14 protein-coding genes are annotated in these 18,204 nt (G+C 33.2%); 7 read left to right on the top strand and 7 right to left on the bottom strand.

The genetic code is table 11. The annotated features are described in order from the left end of the window. Window positions 1-370: 370 nt before the first annotated feature. Window positions 371-1,105 (bottom strand): hypothetical protein, encoded by a 735-nt coding sequence (locus ACSVDA_RS04355; protein WP_485881151.1) that lies wholly within the window; start codon window positions 1,103-1,105, stop codon window positions 371-373. Between the two features lie 367 nt (window positions 1,106-1,472). On the opposite strand from ACSVDA_RS04355, the gene ACSVDA_RS04360 reads away from it, so the two are divergent. Further along, on the top strand, window positions 1,473-1,706 hold the full coding sequence (locus tag ACSVDA_RS04360; protein ID WP_485881202.1) for an NUDIX domain-containing protein: 234 nt from the start codon (window positions 1,473-1,475) through the stop codon (window positions 1,704-1,706). An 892-nt stretch (window positions 1,707-2,598) separates the two neighbouring features. On the opposite strand, the gene ACSVDA_RS04365 is transcribed toward ACSVDA_RS04360, so the two are convergent. Next, entirely contained in the window at window positions 2,599-3,150 is a 552-nt protein-coding gene (locus ACSVDA_RS04365; RefSeq protein WP_485881153.1) for a dihydrofolate reductase family protein, read from the bottom strand. Between the two features lie 530 nt (window positions 3,151-3,680). Then, window positions 3,681-4,214 carry a GNAT family N-acetyltransferase gene (locus ACSVDA_RS04370; protein ID WP_485881154.1) on the bottom strand — a complete coding sequence of 178 codons (534 nt, stop codon included), beginning with the start codon at window positions 4,212-4,214 and terminating at the stop codon, window positions 3,681-3,683. A gap of 209 nt (window positions 4,215-4,423) precedes the next feature. On the opposite strand from ACSVDA_RS04370, the gene ACSVDA_RS04375 reads away from it, so the two are divergent. After that, the gene (locus ACSVDA_RS04375) at window positions 4,424-4,570 is read left to right on the top strand and encodes a hypothetical protein (protein ID WP_485881156.1); all 147 of its coding nucleotides are present in this window, start codon (window positions 4,424-4,426) and stop codon (window positions 4,568-4,570) included. 1,618 nt (window positions 4,571-6,188) lie between these two features. Beyond that, on the top strand, window positions 6,189-7,052 hold the full coding sequence (locus ACSVDA_RS04380; protein ID WP_485881158.1) for an MBL fold metallo-hydrolase: 864 nt from the start codon (window positions 6,189-6,191) through the stop codon (window positions 7,050-7,052). Window positions 7,053-8,058: 1,006 nt separating this feature from the next. Here ACSVDA_RS04380 and ACSVDA_RS04385 read toward each other — a convergent pair. Next, window positions 8,059-9,291 (bottom strand): Kelch repeat-containing protein, encoded by a 1,233-nt coding sequence (locus tag ACSVDA_RS04385; protein WP_485881159.1) that lies wholly within the window; start codon window positions 9,289-9,291, stop codon window positions 8,059-8,061. 150 nt (window positions 9,292-9,441) lie between these two features. Beyond that, window positions 9,442-9,927: an SRPBCC family protein gene (locus ACSVDA_RS04390; RefSeq protein ID WP_485881161.1), complete on the bottom strand. Its 486-nt coding sequence runs from the start codon at window positions 9,925-9,927 to the stop codon at window positions 9,442-9,444. Between the two features lie 404 nt (window positions 9,928-10,331). On the opposite strand from ACSVDA_RS04390, the gene ACSVDA_RS04395 reads away from it, so the two are divergent. Both ACSVDA_RS04395 and ACSVDA_RS04400 read left to right on the top strand, forming a co-directional pair. Continuing rightward, on the top strand, window positions 10,332-10,778 hold the full coding sequence (locus ACSVDA_RS04395) for a MarR family winged helix-turn-helix transcriptional regulator (RefSeq protein WP_485881163.1): 447 nt from the start codon (window positions 10,332-10,334) through the stop codon (window positions 10,776-10,778). Between the two features lie 604 nt (window positions 10,779-11,382). After that, the gene (locus ACSVDA_RS04400) at window positions 11,383-12,576 is read left to right on the top strand and encodes an MFS transporter (RefSeq protein ID WP_485881164.1); all 1,194 of its coding nucleotides are present in this window, start codon (window positions 11,383-11,385) and stop codon (window positions 12,574-12,576) included. 469 nt (window positions 12,577-13,045) lie between these two features. On the opposite strand, the gene ACSVDA_RS04405 is transcribed toward ACSVDA_RS04400, so the two are convergent. Then, entirely contained in the window at window positions 13,046-14,344 is a 1,299-nt protein-coding gene (locus ACSVDA_RS04405; RefSeq protein ID WP_485881166.1) for an amidohydrolase, read from the bottom strand. 473 nt (window positions 14,345-14,817) lie between these two features. Between ACSVDA_RS04405 and ACSVDA_RS04410 the strand changes: the two genes are divergently transcribed. Together ACSVDA_RS04410 and ACSVDA_RS04415 are read left to right on the top strand one after the other, a co-directional pair. After that, window positions 14,818-15,345, top strand: a complete 528-nt coding sequence (locus ACSVDA_RS04410; protein ID WP_485881168.1) for a GNAT family N-acetyltransferase — start codon at window positions 14,818-14,820, stop codon at window positions 15,343-15,345. Between the two features lie 437 nt (window positions 15,346-15,782). After that, complete coding sequence (locus tag ACSVDA_RS04415) at window positions 15,783-15,956, top strand: hypothetical protein (protein WP_485881170.1); 174 nt, start codon at window positions 15,783-15,785, stop codon at window positions 15,954-15,956. Window positions 15,957-16,157: 201 nt separating this feature from the next. Here the strand turns inward: ACSVDA_RS04415 and ACSVDA_RS04420 are convergent, their stop codons facing one another. Then, window positions 16,158-17,882 carry an ABC transporter ATP-binding protein gene (locus tag ACSVDA_RS04420; RefSeq protein WP_485881171.1) on the bottom strand — a complete coding sequence of 575 codons (1,725 nt, stop codon included), beginning with the start codon at window positions 17,880-17,882 and terminating at the stop codon, window positions 16,158-16,160. Between the last annotated feature and the right edge of the window lie 322 nt (window positions 17,883-18,204).

Below are 18,204 nucleotides of genomic sequence, written 5' to 3' on the forward strand. Positions count from 1 at the left end.
CTCCTACCCTGTTTTAGTCTAATGTTACAATACAATACTGATCCGTCATTTGTTAATGGGAAAGCATATTATATATATGTAATATGGATACCGTCATGTAAAAGTTGCAAATATGTAATTAAAAACATTGAAGAAGCAGTAATTATGAATAAGTTTTACTCAACAAAATATTCATTATGTTCCTCAAAAATAAGAAAAAATCTAATATTTAAATAAATCCCAGTGTTGTTTACTCATAATTTACTGCCTATTTAGCATAATTTCTATTATCCTACATAACAAAAGGTGATACCTTAATGAAGGTCTCACCTCGTTGCTCATTTATATTACATAATAAGTTGGTATGTGCCCTATTATTTCTATGGCAATCTTACTGATCTGTTTGCTGAGCTCCATAGATTTCAACCCACCATTTTTCTTCCTCCACTAACCAATTTGGATCGTAAAGCAAATCTCTTGATTCCTCCATAAGTTTTAAGGAAGCATTTATATTAAGCACCTCATCCTTAATTTCTTCCGTTGTTTTACCCTCCACCTCTATGCCATAAAAATTAGCATAGGACAAGAATTTTTCAGGAGCCTCGAATTTTTTCAAATCACTCTCATCGTACAATTGTCCAAATGTCTTTCCTTCAGTATCAATCTTCTTGCTTTCTATTTCATTATACAACATCGCCCATGGATCTATTCGTATGATGGAAGCTTCTTTTCTCTTAAGCTCTTGTATGACTTCAGCTGTAACATCAGAATTCTCAGTTTCAAATAACTGTTCCAAAATCTCTTCATTTGAGTATTTATTAAAAACTTCATTATCTACTAATATGGATTCTCCAGTGAAGCTTGTTACTTTGGTTGTCCCATTTTCATTATAATGAATACTAAAACCACCGTAAAATTCACCAAACTTAAAATCTTCATATTGAATATTATCGATCTCTGTAATGTTTTTTGCTTTTGTTATCGATTCATGTGATAATACTTCAACTAGCTTAGAATTTGATTTCTCATAAGCAGCGAATACATCAGTGTTAAGTGCTGTGAGCCCTCCTCCAAGTAATAATGCTGATAATGACGCAGTAGCGATAAATTTCTTTGTATTTTTCATTTAAAAAACTTCCTTTCTTGATGCTGGAATGCATCTAAATATTTGGTACATCTTAAATATACTTAGCTAAAATGACTTTCTAGTGACTGTAAAATAACAATTTAGTCACTTAAGCTTATATTGTAAAAATTATTAGTTTTAAGTAGCATTAGTAGAATGCCCTCAAACAAAAAAAGCCCCTATTCACCAAGTAAAGAAACTGAAGTTAGAAAAATTAGCTTTATTGAGAATCAGCCTACAACAAAATTCATTTTATTTGGTTCTTTATAAACATTGGATTATACAGTATTTCTGTGGAATAGATAATATAGTAATCTAACAAAGACTTACGACGGGGGGAAAACATGACTTTCAATGATACTTTTAGATTTGGTTCTCACGCAATAATGGTAATGTTCTCCTATTAAAGCAAACATACGGGAATAAAGGGTGGAGCTTACGAGGTGGGAATGTTGCACCTGGAGAAACTATTCATCAAGCTGAATATAGTGAAGAACTTGGAGTAGATGTTGAAGATGCTATATTAACAGGAGTTTATTACCATAGTATAAGAAATACCCAGGCTGCAATATTGCGTTGTTCCATTCCACTCGCGTGCTAAGATTGTGCTCAGCTCTGAGCACTCTGAGTATACATGGTTTCCTTTATCTGAGTTAAGCGAGATTCAACGAATACGAGTTACAGACATTTTGAATTTTCAAGGACATGTAGCTAGTCATGCATTTTAACAGTTAAGACTATTTAGCCCTATCAATTTGTAGAGCTTGCTTAAGTACAGTCATATATTTGTGAATAAATTTATGTATTTCGATTTCGATTAGTTAATAATTGAATCTAGACACTCCACTTCATTGGACATTACCGTTTTCGCATTGGTTGTTGCTTTACGTTCTAAGATATAAGCACGTATACACATAGTATCCTGCCATCTAACTTACTTTTACAATTTATGAGTTAAAAAGCTTAGTAAAAGAGCCTTAAGCAAAAAAGATGACTTTATCCCTTCACTCCCATCACATCTATCTTCGTTCTTGTTAGTGATTCTAGTTGATAAATCTAATGTTATTGACTATACTATGCCATTTGAAGTGAAATTAATAGCAACTATTCCCATATTACTCGGTTCTCCATCTTCACTTAAAACGACATTATCGTGCAAGCCAACTATGCCCTGTTCAAAAAAAATCGCAGGAATTGTTCACCTACGATTTTGAATATAATATTCTTGTTAAATATGATAGATTTTATTACTTAAAAGTTGACATTTGTCCTATTTTAAGCCTAGGCTACAACAATAGCTTCACTCCGTCATAGTAGTAAATCGTTTATCATAAGAAAACTGCCAGTCTGTTGTCAACATTAACTCCTATAGATACAATGTTTCCTTATGTGGTTCGTCAGCTTTTAACCAAACTCTAATAATATATTTGTTTCCATCTGAATGAATTAACCACTCTAATAGTAATTATATGGTTACGATACTACAATAAATTCTAAGTATAAATAATATTGTAAGTAGGTTTAATAATTCCATTAGAATACTGTTTCATATCCACCAATTCTAATTTAAAACATGGCTTAATGTTACCGAACAATGCAATTCCTTCACCGATTATAATAGGATTAATCTTTAGTACTAATTGATCAATGAGTTTATGTTTAATCAATGATCCTGCTAATTCTCCACCGCCACATAGCCAGATTTTGCAGTTCTCTTGCTGCTTGAGATCCTTGATAAAGTCTATAGAATTTTCTTTGATAAGTTCTACTTCCTCATTGGATTCAAACTGCAAAGAGCTTGAAAAAATGTAATGTTTTATGCCCTTATAGCTAGGTTCACCTGGTTTATGACCAAATTTAAATCCAAATTCATATGTTTTTCCACCCATCAATAATGAATCAAATTGTTGAATATCTGTTAGAAAATCAGGGACATGATCTCCTTCAAATAAAAAGAGAGTTTCCTCAAGATTCCCCGTTAACATCCCTTGATCAGCAATAAAGTTATCTAATGACACTGCAACATGATAAATTACTTCAGCCATTTTGTTATACCTCCAAAAGCATAAATTTTCTTTTAGATCCACGGCCATACTCACTAAAGTTTTCGGTTCATGTGGTTTCTTGAAAACCCCAATGTCAAACTACTTAGAACACTTTTTACGGTCTTCTAAAAAATCTTATTCAACAACTTTGCTCTTAATAACACTTCTTTTAACTATTATCAGTTGAAGCTTTACTGTTATTTAACTATATGGCTCAAAAAATAAAAATGACGCATATCCTCATTTCAGATACGCGTCATTTCGAAACAATTTCAGCTTGGCCATCAGCACAAAAAGCCTTCTCTTTAGTTATTGTGTTTATAATATTTAAGACTCTTATCGTAAACTACCTTGCTTCTGTTATCATATTAATACAAATACTATAAAAAGTGTAAGAAGAGAAGATGCCATGGACTCACTTTATGTACGTGTACTTCATAAAACGAAAAACAACAAACAATGTGAAAGCCACCATTAAAATGGCTATTCATCGCTCCCAAAGTTTAACGACTATTTTTCTATTTGTGGCATTATTTTGTGAAAAGTATGTCTTTCTTGTTCAGAAAATAGTAGATGAGATTATCTTGTAATTTTGGTGCTTTTATAAAGCCTAATTTATTCATCAATCGTTGTGATCTTTCATTCTGTTGTTCTACTGTAGCATCGATCACATCTAACTTCATATATTCAAATCCATATTTAATTATTTCCTGCAACACCTCAAACATTATTCCTTTTCCCCAATAATTACTTGATAAATCAAATCCAATTTCAGCATTAAATACATTATGAGACTGCCTTAAATAATGAAACCCACAAGTTCCTACGAACTCATTATTATTCTTCATATATATACCCCATCGACATCCAGCATCATCAATATGAAATTGAATTATTTCCTTAGCTTCTTTTATATCCTTGCATGGTTCAATATCCATATATCTTGTAATATTTTCGTCTCTGAAATGTTTATAAACATCTGCAGCGTCATCTAAAGTTAATAATTTTAAATATAAATTTTTAGTTTCTAGTGATGTAAATACAAAGTTGCTTATTTTTGACATGTTAATTTTGTACCTTTCTTTTCGTTTTCTTTAGAATTTCTCCAGTTTTAATAAAAACTCTTCTAATGAATTCCATTAGTCAACATGCTATAACTATTAATGTTTTAAACTAAGGTTATTCATCTTTCAAGCTCAATAAATGAATAATAAGTTTATAAGTATTTTTATTAACAAGATGACATTAAAAGTCCTTAGTATATTGCTTACATATGTACAAATTATTAATACTTCAGCTTAAAATGCTTCCTAAAAAGAACCCTCACAGTGCTGTGAATGGTATAGCTATCGGTTTATTTCCAACAGGAACGGTTGGCTCAGACCCTCGGTACCACATTCCCAATATACGCTACTATTGAATTTTATCAGTAATAACTATTATTTATGTACCTATTACTGAAATGTTATTTAAGGTTGTTGTTACGTGTATTATCAAAACAGCGAGCAAATTTAATATTTCATTTCTCCATTGTCAAAACTATTTGAAGGCAAACATAGAAAACAAGAAAATGGCAGCATCTTAAGGAGATTAGTAGGAATTGAATATGCCTTTAAAAGGATGATGCGAATAGAAATGATGTGCTCTTTCGGTTAACGTAAAACTGAGAGAATGATGTTAGCATAAATCTTAGCTACTTCTAGTTCTTTGTAATTCGACTTGGAGGGTTGGAAGAAGACTAGTGCATATACTCATTTGATGGAAGTTGAAAATGACCATAGGAGATGATGTTAAGATTTGGGCAAGTAAATAAAAATAGGTAAAACCCTGATATCTTTCTTTTATTAGGGTTTTACCTATTTTAATGATCCAGTAATCACAACTACAAGTGTTAAAGCTATGACCCAAAAAAGCCAACCTTTTAGCTCAGGCTTTTTAATATTGTTACTCAATTTTGTCACCTCATTTGGCAATTCTACCTTGGTTAGTGATTTTTTTTCTTCTATTAAGAGTTAATTGCATTATTGATAAATCTTGTTGGATTCTATTTAAAAGATACTCTGCTTTTCTTATTTCGTCGATTGATTTGTTACCTCTGTTATTTAGAGTTTCATCTACATATCCAAGCGTTTTTAAAAGTTCACCAGAAATTTTATCGTACTGTTTAATATTCTTTATTGTAATTCCTCTCCCTTCTCACACCTCTTCCACTTTAGCCTTAAAATAGTAGTAAAACGCTACCAAAAAGTACCGTTTTACTAGGCAAAACATGCTATATATAAGCGCATAAAGGGGAAATTTGGTTACTATTATCATACCAAAATACTAAAAAGTGTGATTTTGTCTTGAGAGATGATTTAGGAAGATTAGAATGTAGTATTCTTTAAAATGCTATGCTTTTCATATGTTCATATAAATATATTGATAATAAGTGAAGATATCTTTTTATAGTGTTAACTGCGATAAAAGAGTTTTTATTTCGATCTAACTTATAATTTTTTTAAATCCGTACTATATTTTCTTCCAAACATATTAGTTTCCAAGTATCTTCATCAATAGCGATAAGGACTAATTCTATAATATTGATTAGTTCCTTATACAGCAATCTAATTTCCTTATGTATAACAACCTCTTCTAGATTACAAAATGGTCCCTCGATATTTCATTGCGTAAAATAAATACTCACAAAAGCTAATACTGTTGAAAATTTACCTAGTTGTATTATAAAAGATACAAATCATATTATCACTAGTGTTTTTAATTTAAGTAGCTCCATTCAAGACACAATACCAGTAAAACTTATATATACTCACATTAAACATGTATGTACATAAATTTTTTTGATAGAACGCTGACATAATGTTGTCAGTGTTCTTTTTATATAATAAAACTATTAACCTAAGTATCCATTTGGAGGAAATATAATAACTTTTTTGTAAAAATGGTGTTAATTGTTTTATCTAAGTATTAAAATAAAATGAATAGATTTCCAAACTTTATATTTGGAACTTTTATTATTTTAAAAAAGGGGAAAGAATATGCTTAAAAAACTAACAGACAGAATTTATTACATGCCTCATAATAATGACACTGACAGACCTATTATAGGGCTTGTATGCGGTGATAAATACAGTTTAATTGTTGACTCAGGAAATTCTCCACAACATGCTAAAGAGTTTTTAGCAGAAGTGCAATCTATGGATATCCCGCCAGTCAAATATTTAGTAATCACCCACTGGCATTGGGATCATGTATTCGGCATACAGGAGATGAATTTAACAACTATAAGTCATGAAAATACGAAAATAAAACTAGAAGAAATGAAAAATATGAAGTGGGATGATGCTTCTTTAGAAGAATATCTTCAGAATGGTATCTTCAATGAATCTGAGATTAGTTGTATAAAGAAAGAAGTTCCAGAAAGGGATAGTTTTCTTTTAGGAGACGTGGATATAACATACAAAGGAAGCGTGGAAATAGATTTAGGTGGAATTCATTGCATCATAAACGATGTTGGTGGAGATCATACTATGGAATCAACAGTTATTTATATTCCTGAGGAAAAAGTAATTTTCTTAGGGGACTGTGTCTATAATGGTAAGCATAACGGTGATTATGTTTTTACAAAAGACAAACTATTTCCAATGATAGATAAAATTGAGAAAAATGATATCGAATACTATTTTTGTTCGCATGAAAGTATTTGCGATAAAAAAGAGATGGAAGGTTTTTGGCATCAGTTAAAATCCACTGGCAATATAGTAGAAAAGGGTACTTCCATTGAAGAAGCAAAAAGGAAATTTACGGCTACATATAATAGACCACCTTCTGAGGCTGAATCCTTTTTTATAGGCGGTTTTGTAAATGGACTTAAATCAATGAAAGAAAAAGCACATCACTAATTTTGTCTATAGCTGTTAAGGAGCTCCCTTTGCCCCTTAGCAGCTTTCTATTTATATTTAACACACCTTATTCTGTAAGTTTTCTAATTCAAAGTCTGTTACATTTTATTTCTAGCTTTTTCATATAGATTGTAGTTTTTCATACTAAAAAATAAACACGTAGACAACTATATTTCGTAGTACCTAATCATCCCAAAACGAAGCTACTTGGCTAATATCATACAAAGAAAGCAAACTAAATAAATCATACTGGCGATTCCAAATAAAGCAACACCTGGGGTACCAATAATATACAAACTGATTGAAAATGACCACAAAAAAGCGATTAACATTAAATGTCTTTTAAGTTTTATAGAAGCTATAATTGCTAAACTAGCAGGTAAAAAAAACAATATAAATGTCCACATTATCGCTTCAGAAACTTGTAGTTTTATATATGGATAATAATAGATCCATAAAGCTATACTTGAGAAGCCTACTACTACCCCTAAAAATTTTGATGTATTTCTAATTTTAATCACCCTTTGTTTATAAGTGAGTCTGACTTACTTAACCTATTAACAACCATCTCGAAATTCCATAATATAATAACAGGCACTAAAATGAAAAAGACGCTAAAATTTGCGCCATCTTATGTAATAACAATCCGATATATACATTTGGAAATTTTAATTGAAGTTTGTACATTGTTTATAATAACTAAAAAACTTTAAATTCAATTGAAATATCATTAAATATTCCGTTAAGTTAACAATTTTCTATTTCATACCTGTTATTATTCAAAAAGATTATTGTTTCCTTCTCATTACCGTTAACAACTTAGTCAATTACGTCCATCATTCATAAATTCTCTTGAATAGTCTGGGTGCAGTGTTATTCTATCTTCTAGCGTAGTTTTTATTATAATTTTATTTCCTTAACAAAGTCTACTTATATCAGATTTGTTTTCAATTACTTTCAATTAACTTGCCACCCGATGTTATGGATCGGATTACAATATAGTTTTTCAGCACCTGTTAACTTCCCCCCATATAAGGGTTAGTAGTGAACCTCCTAAATTTGCTAATAGTTTGGTAGGGTTTGTTTTGACTGGTATTTTATAAACAGGTGTAAAAGCTTCTACTGAATTAAGGTACGAAATAACACCATTTACTCCGCCTATAGTATAAATATTCCCGTCTGCTGCTACAACTTCAAATGCGTATCTATTTGTTGGCATACTCGTTCTCGTTTCCCACGTATTTGTTTCAGGATCATATTCTTCAAGGGTATCTAAATGTTCACCAGCATTATTAAAGCCTCCAATTGCATATATTTTCCCATTTGTTGTTACAACTTCAAATGCGTATCTATTTGTCGGCATACTCGCTCTCGTTTCCCACGTGTTTGTTTTCGGATCATATTCTTCAACGGTATTTAAATATTCTCCGCTATTATTGTAGCCTCCAATTGCATATATTTTCCCATCTGCTGTTACAACTTCTAATCCATATCTATTTGTTGGCATACTCGTTTTTGTTTCCCACGTGCCTGTTTCCGGATCATATTCTTCAACAGTATCTAATAATTTCGCGATAATATTATTATATCGATAGCCTCCAATTACATATATTTTGCCATTTAATGTTACAACTTCAAATGCGTATCTATTTGTTGGCATACTCGCTCTCGTTTCCCACATGTCTGTTTCAGGATCATATTCTTCAACAGTGTTTTTATATTCAAAGATAGAATTGAAGCCTCCAATTGCATATATTTTCTCATTTACTGTTGCAACCTCAAATGCGTATCTATTTGCTGGCATACTCACTCTCGTTTCCCACGTGTTTGTTTCAGGATCATATTCTTCAAGGGTATCTAAATGTTCACCAGCATTATTAAAGCCTCCAATTGCATATATTTTCCTATTTACAGTAACAACTTCAAATGCGTATCTATTTGTTGGCATACTCGCTCTCATTTCCCACGTGTTTGTTTCAGGATCATATTCTTCAACAGTATCTAAATCCCCGTTAGAATTCGTACCTCCAATTGCATATATTTTCCCATTTACTATTTCAACCCCTAAATTTACGCGCTCAGTAGGCATTGAAGAAACTGTGTTCCAGCTACCTTCAGCAAAGGTAGGTAACAATGCTACTGATAACATCATTGATATTGCTATGATTAATGAGATAACTAGTTTCTTAGTTAATATCATGTTAATAAATTCCTCTCGAATAATAAATTTTTTTATCAATTGAATTTCTCCAAAGTATGGAATAGGTGTATTATTAAGAGACTTATTTGACAAAATTTCTATTATGTATAATAAACTTGCATTACTATGCAACAAACAATTTATTATCTAAACTACTACAAAGATCATATTTTATTATATGTATTTTGTTTATTCTGGTTGACAACAAAGTTCACCTTTCCCCTTCTCTAATGCAGATTTAAGGCTTCCAAGGACATCTTGCCATGCTTTCTCATGCCATTTATATGCTTCTTCCCAAAATTCTCCGTACCCCCATCCAAAATGTTCAATTATAACGTTAGTTTTCTCTTCTTCTTTTTCAAAAAGAACATTTACAAGCGTGAGATCATCTTGATTGTTCATAATGGAGGCAAATTGTTCAGGACCTTTCCAAGTGAATTCTAATTGTTGTTTAGGAACAAATCTCTTTATTTTACAGCCTTTTGTATTCATACCTTCAATATTCCTATATTCAAAATACAACTCAAATGCTCCACCTTTTTTAAGTTCAATTACAGCTTTTGGTGCAAACCATTTAGACACTCTATCTGAAATCGTCCATGCGTGCCAAACAAGATCTATTGGAGAATTAATAGTAACATTTATAATTAAGGAACTATTTACTGAAGGTGTCAAAAAAACCTCTCCTTCTAATTTATATTTACATTAGTGATATTATTAATTGTGGAAAAGTTATCAATAACCGTGAAATTGTTCAGGTATAGTGTGCTTTACTCTCTTTACCTTAGGGTTTGGTAGAAAAAATATCATGTAAGAATATATATAGATACTGACTAAGCTTATTAAATATTATTTATCTTGAATTCTATATTGTTAATCATAAGGAGGTTTTAACATTTAAACATGTAGCTTAAGTCATTTCTGATGGTGACTTAAGTAATAAATTATCATTTCAAAGGGGTTGATCAGAAAAGTTTCAGCCTTGAAGCTAACTTGACATCATTAAAAATCATACATATAATAAATAGGTGAATAATTAACCGATTAACTATATGACTATGAGGTGATGTCTTATTTCCATGTATGATCCATTTCAACAACCCCAAGTATCTGTTGAATTGTTTTTAACACTATATAAATCAAGTGTAACATCCGTTCGTAAACTTGAAGAAAAGCTGGAACCGTTAGGGCTGACCTTAGGTCGTTTATGCCTTTTATATGCCTTACAGCGTATAGGTAAACCAGCGCTACCTTCTGAACTTGGCGATGATTTAGCAGTTACTAGAGCCAATATTAGTGGCCTGTTAAGAGGATTGGAAAAATCGGAACTGATTCGTCGTGAACTTGATACATCAGATCGACGACGTATTCTCGTTCATCTTACTTTAAAAGGAAAAGAAACGCTTGAAAAAGCCTGGCCCATTTATGAAGAAACAGTTGCTAACCTTCTCCACCCCCTAGGCCTTGAAGAACAAACGATGTTACTTACCATGTTACAAAAGCTAGAGACAAACTCAAGTGATTGATGAGTTGAGTTCTTTAGAAATCATAATTTACTTTTACCTTCACGCCATATAGTTAAGTAGTTAATTATTAATCCGTTATTTAATATTGGAGGCATGTTCACATGACTTCTACTTTATACCCTATCAATTGATGACTTGAGTTCTTTAAAAGTTTGCTCTTTCCTTTACGCTAAATAGTTAAGTGATTAATAATTATCTCATTATTTAATATTGGAGTTCATGACTTCTACTATGAAACCTATCAATTGATAAATGACTTAAGATCTTTACAAATCAAATATGCTTATACCTTCACGCCATATAGTTAAGCAGTTAATTATTAATCCATTATTTAATATTGGAGGCATGTTCACATGACTTCTACTTTATACCCTATCAATTGATGACTTGAGTTCTTTAAAAGTTTGCTCTTTCCTTTACGCTAAATAGTTAAGTGATTAATTATTATCTCATTATTTAATATTGGAGTTCATGACTTCTACTATGAAACCTATCAATTGATAAATGACTTAAGACCTTTACAAATCAAATATGCTTATACCTTCATGTCATATAGTGAAGTTATTAATAATAATTCAATTAATTAACATTGGAGGCATGTTCTATGACTACTACTATGAAATCGAATTTGTGGCAGTTGCCTATATTAGCTTTTTGCTCTTTTCTTGTTGGGTATGATTCCATCGCCACCGTACCTCTTTTACCCGAAATTGCTAAAACAACAGACATGCCACTTCAAGCAGGAGGATTATTATATGTTAGCTATGCGGTCGCTTATGCAATCACTGCACCTATTATGGGCAGCATATCAGATCGCTGGAATAGAAAGGGAATTTTGATGATCGGGATGGTACTATTTGGTGTTTCTACTGCTCTAGTAGGGATGGGTGAAACTTTTACAACGCTTGTTTTGTTTCGTATCCTTTCTGGCATTGGTGCTGGCATGATTGAACCTATCGTTTATGCAATTGTTGGTGACTCATATCCCTATGAAGAACGGGGACGTGCGATGGGGATCGTCACAGCAGCATTAATTTCTTCTGCTGTAGTAGGTGTACCAGTTGCTGGATACATCACAGAACTTACGACATGGAATTGGACATTTTGGAGCATTGCTATCCTTTCAGGAATTGCTTTTATTGCGGTCTCTATTACGATTCCAAATCAAGAAAGGAAAAACGAAAAAGCTCCCTCTTTACACAAACAGTTTACATCTGTATTTCACGATTCTTCCGTACTCTTTTCCTTGTTCGGTTCATTTCTTTATTTTGGCGCGTTACAAGGCATGTTTGTTCTTACTGGGGTATATTACTACACTTTTTATGCTCAAAACGCTAGAGACACAGGCCTCATTCTAATGATAGCAGGATTGAGTAGTGTACTTGGGAGTTTAATCGGCGGGAAATTAGCAGACAAATTGAACAAAAAATGGGTTGTCTCAGTCGCTTGCTTACTCTCCGCGTTTTTTGTCTTTTTCTTAAGTTTATTAACTACAAATTTTTGGGTTTCTGTTACTTTGCATGTTATCTGGGCCGCCTTGTTCGCAATCGGTCAATCAGCTTATACAGCTTTAATTTCTGAGCTTAATCCACAAGCAAGAGGCACAGTGATGTCTTTAAATAGTTCTGCCATGTATATCGGCGCAGGCATACTCACAGCTATTGCAGCGGGATTATTGAAAACAGGATCGTTCTGGCAAATTGGTTTGATGTGTGGAATTGCCAATATTCTTGTGATGTTAATTACAGTATTTGTGATTCATGAAAACAAACCGGTATCAAAAGGTACAAATCCTTGAAAGGGAACCGAACCACAGTATAGAAACTTAATGAAATTTCCTGTTGTTTTTCCCGTAGAAGGAACGGTGACTGAAAATAATCGAGGAAAACAAAGATAAATTATTAATTGAATAACATGCGGTTACTTTCAGGAGTATACGAAATACAACGTTAAGAAAAATACATATTAAAAAGCCTGATCTCTCAGTATTGTAATTGAGAAATTAGGCTTTTATCATTCCTTCAAAAAAATTCCGACACTTGAAAATTGTAAATACTAAACATGATAATATAAATCTTATTCCTGAATAAATTATTTCAATTTTCTAAACACTTTTATGCGAATTTTTAAAAATGTCAACAGGCAACTTACATTTCATTCATATTATAACGTTTCATATAAAATGCTCAGAAGCCGGTGATATTCTGAAGACGACCTTTGAAACTTTAGTATGAATAGTAGTCACATCTCTATATTAGTTTTGTTTTTCAAACCTCTCTAGATCCCCCATTTAAAATACAAATATATGCCTCAGTCGCAGCTAATAAAGTTTCTTCCTGAAAATCAAATCGAGGGTGATGATGAGGATAATCAAGTTCAGAGCCAAAGAGCATATATGTCGCTTTGCCGCCATGCGCTTGTACTCGATTCATCATGAAGCTGACATCTTCTGAGCCAGACACTGACACTACTGGCAATACTTCTTTAATAAACTCACATGATGAACACCAATTAGTAATTTTCGGTATGAGTGCTTCATCACAGACAACTACTTCTGTAACGCCTACTTCCTCAATCGTGCAGGAAACATCATGCATATGTGCTGCGGCTTGAATAATCTGAGTAGCTTTCTCAGCCATATATTGAGCAATCTGAGCTGTTTCTCCCCGCACTTCTATTTCCATATAACTATCCTCTGGAATTATGTTCCGTCCGCTTCCTGCAATCATTCTCCCTACATTCACACGGGTTATACCATCATGGTGACGCGGGATTCCATACAGATGATTAGCAGCAGTTGTTGCAGCCAATAACGCATTTTTTCCAAGCTCTGGATTCATACCTGCATGAGAGGAAACTCCCTTAAAATAGACATTGAATTTGGTTGAAGCAAGAAAACCTTGTGTTGTTGCTGCAATCGTTCCAACGGGTAATGATTGAATCCCTATGTGTCCAGAATAAAAACAATCGACATCATCGAGCCACCCTTTAGCAGTCATTGCTCTAGCCCCTCTCCCTCCTTCTTCCGCTGGCTGGAATATCAGAGTAAATCTACCTTTCAGCTGATCATTATGAGATGAAATATACTTTGCCACTCCTAGACCAATAGCTGCATGCCCATCATGACCACAAGCGTGCATAACGTTTTCTTCATTAGAAGCAAATTTATTCTTTGAAGGCAGATGCGTTAAATCGGTGGATTCGTTTATCGGTAATGCGTCGATATCAAATCGAAATCCAACATGTTCACCCTGTTCACCTGTGTCCCATGTCGCAACAAGTCCTGTATTGCCTCCCCGCATTTTATCTAACCACGACTCTTCTACACCCCAGTCTAAAGCCTTTTTCTCATGTGACTCTAGATCAGCGATGGAAGGCACCCCCATACGGGAGCCTTCTAGAAGTGCTTCTTTGCCAATATAAAGGTTAAATCCCATCTTTTCTAGCTCTTTTCCTAGTCTGTATGTAGTAATGTACTCCATAAACCCCAATTCAGGTAAAGCGTGCAAACTCCGCCGCCATTCGACTAATGTCGGGGTAATGTTCTTTAGAAATGTACTGGACATAAAATCACTCCTCAGTTATTTTTCTTTCTAAATACTAACTCTTTTCTATTCATTGGTATTCTTCATTTAGAATACTATTGATTAAATATTACCTTTTATTCTCATAATCTCCTGAATATATATGCTAAATCTTATCTTACCATAGAGGATAATTAGTCTAACATAGTTACCCTAATTACAAAATTCATTTCTAATATTTTTTTCGACCTTCAGCAATCTCAATAAAGAAAGACACCCTTCTTCGAGAAAGGTGTCATTTTTGCGGAATAAAATGTTATAAAAACACTGAAGCTAGACAGGTACAACATCACATTGTAAGATGAGTACATACTAAAAATTGGAGGTTTTTTGTTTGTTAAACTTATGTTTGAGCAGGGTATGTAAACTTTCTTAGTGACTTCGTTTTCATTGAGAAAGTGCCATTTATAGAATAATAGAGAAGATATAATTCACTAAAAAAGAGGAGACTATAAATGGATATCATTATTAAAGAAGAAATTTCAAAAGAATATAATTTGACAGAAGAAATTGTTAAAAGAGCATTTTTACATGTAGGTGATAAGAAAGAACACATTCTTGTAAATCGCATAAGAAAATCAAATGCATTTATTCCTGAACTTTCATTAGTTGCAAAAGATCAAAATAATGACATTGTAGGTCATATTCTGTTATCTAAAATAACAATCGGAGCTGGTGATAAATCTGTCGATTCTTTGGCGCTAGCTCCACTTTGTGTTGTACCTGAGTATCAGAAAAAAGGTATTGGGAGCCGATTAATTCATGCTGCACTAAAAAACGCAAAAGAGCTTGGCTACGGTTCAGTAATTGTTTTAGGACATAAAGACTATTATCCAAAGTTTGGATTTAAACCAGCTAGTTTATGGAATATCAAAGCTCCATTTGAAGTACCTGATGAAGTGTATATGGCTCTGGAAATAACAGAGAACTCTCTTGAAAATGTACAAGGGATCGTTTATTATTCAAGTGCGTTTTCGGATTAATATCTAGGTGTTATTGCATAAAGGTTGTCTTGAAAATGTTTTAGAACATTTTCTAAGACAGCCTATTTTTAAGCCATATATCTCTACTTATATAGGTTCACACTTTTATAATTTGAGATCAATCATTCATTTTTTTTCGTTGATCTACTTTAGGGAGCTAGAAAGGTAATTCTCAATACCCAGGTATTAATGTTTAGAGAGATTAAATTTTCACTCCCTTCAAGCACCATATTGCTGAATAACATTTTCAGCTTGACTCTTAGTAAGGTGAACTTATGGTGAGCATCTAATTCTACTGAGTAAATATATTGCTATCTAATAACTGTTTTGTCAAAAATAAAATAATAAAAATTTAAAATTTTCACAATATCATTGGAGGATTTACAATATATACAAAGAATAACTGTAATATGACAATTACAGGAGGTGTAACTTTTTTGAAACTCAAGAAACTATTATTCAGTACAGCGTTAACTTTAACTATAGTAGGTTCAGGTGTTTCTGGTGCAAGTGCTGATCCGATAACTATTGATCCTGGGCCTGGTGGTGGTGGCGGTACTAGTGATCCACCACCAATTTGCACAAGTAATGGCACATGTATCCAACCGTAAAATTACCTAAGTTTAAAAGCATGTCATCTAATATGATGACATGCTTTTATTCATCTTTTTTCTATTATATACCACAATGTTTGTATCTTCTCGCTGATATTGCCCATATTTTTTGGTGAATAACAATCCATGTTGGCCATTCGTCACTATTACAAGTAAACCCATGCGCTGCATAAGCAGCTCGCTTGGATTTTGCTTTTTTTATAGAATGGTTGCATGTTGATGGGCATGGAGCCTTGTGAAGATTCCATTCTCCCTAGATAAAAGTTCTTCGTGAGTACCATCCTCAGCTATTCCGTTTTCAGTGACGACTAAAATTCGGTCTGCTTTACGAATAGTAGCTAAACGGTGAGCAATGACTAAAGTAGTACGGTCTTTGGTCAATTCATTTAAGGCTTCTTGAATGATGGCTTCTGTTTCTGTGTCTAGAGCAGAAGTAGCTTCATCAAGAATTAGTATTCTTGGATTCTTAAGGAACATACGGGCGATGGACAAGCGCTGCTTTTGACCTCCAGATAGCTTTAAACCTCTCTCTCCGATTTGGGTATCATAGCCATTCGGAAGTGAGGCGATAAGATCTGTCAAATGAGCACGTCTTGATGCCTCTTCGATCTCCTCTTGGGTAGCTGATAGCTTTCCGTAAGCAATATTTTCACGTAGTGTACCTGTAAATAAGAACACATCTTGTTGTACTATTCCAATTTGTGAACGAAGAGATTCCTTTGTCATATCTCTTATATCAATGCCGTCAATAGTAATGGCTCCTTTTTCAATATCATAGAAACGTGGAATTAAGGAGCATATCGTTGTTTTTCCTGCCCCAGAAGGACCTACAAACGCTACGGTCTGTCCTGCTTGAATGGTAAATGATAAGTTTATCAGAATTGGGCGATTCGTCTCATATCCAAACGTCACCTCGTCAAAAGTGATATCCCCTTGTAATGTTGAAACATCTATTGCATTAGGACGATCTTCAATATCCGGTTCCCTATCCATAAGCTCTGTAAATCGTTTGAAGCCCGCCATTCCTTTTGGATATAGTTCAAGGAGAGCAGAGATTTTATCAATTGGTTTGAATAATATATTAATATAAAGAATAAAAGCAACGAGTTCTCCATAAGATAGGGAGCCTGAAAAACTTAACCATGCACCATAAACTAATACGATAAGCGTCATTAACCGGGTGGAAATGTAGATTCCTGAAAGGTTCACACTCATGGTGTTGTATGCTTTTAACTTAGATTTACGAAAGAATTGATTGTCTTTATTGAATCGTTCAAATTCGTAGTACTCATTCGTAAATGATTGAACAACTCTTGCTCCAGAAACACTGTCCTCTACTCTGCTGTTCACCTCTGCAATATTTCCATACATTTTTGTCCAGGCAGCATTCATTTTAATATTCGAATAGGAAATGAGCCAAACTAAAAATGGCACAATCAAAATTGCCACTAACGCAAGCTTCACATTAATAGTAAGCATAATCCAAAATGCTCCTATAAATGTCATAATAGCGATAAATAAGTCTTCAGGCCCATGGTGAGCAAGCTCTCCAATGTCCATTAAATCATTTGTAACTCTACTCATAATATGTCCAGTTTTCGTATTATCGAAAAAACGGAAGGATTGTTTTTGAACATGGTTAAACAATTCTCGCCTCATGTCGGTTTCGATATTAATACCAAGCTTATGCCCCCAATAGTTCACTACAAATTGCATGCCCGAACTAAGTAAATAGAGGACAAGTAGACCTATGGAGACAGCTATAATGGTACTCCAATTTCCTTCAGGTAATAGGGAATCAATAAACCATGATACCGCGAGAGGAAAGCCGAGTTCCAAAAGTCCAACCAACACAGCACAAACGAAGTCAAGATAGAACAGCTTCCGGTGTGGTCGGTAATAGCTGAAAAATCGTTTAATCATATAATAGTCACCTCAGCATTCTAGTATTCATTTTCAATCTTTCATTGTATCTATAAAAAAAGTTTGATAAAACGATTTAATAGATTGTTGTTTTATCTAAACTCAAATTAATAAATAGCGGATGAATTGCCTTTCCACCTTATGTAAAAGACGATTGTCATTTACAAATCCTATATATTAAAACTTCAGAAAGGATGCAAAGTATCTTTTAATTAATATTGTTCAAAACATAAAGAAAGACGCTTTCAGTATTATAACTTAACAGCGCCATTTTGTGGAATACTTCTTTTCTTATTTCATCAATGGATATACTCTTCAGGTT

The sequence above is a fragment of the Cytobacillus sp. Hm23 genome, from assembly GCF_051842895.1.
Taxonomy (GTDB): domain Bacteria; phylum Bacillota; class Bacilli; order Bacillales; family SM2101; genus Nanhaiella.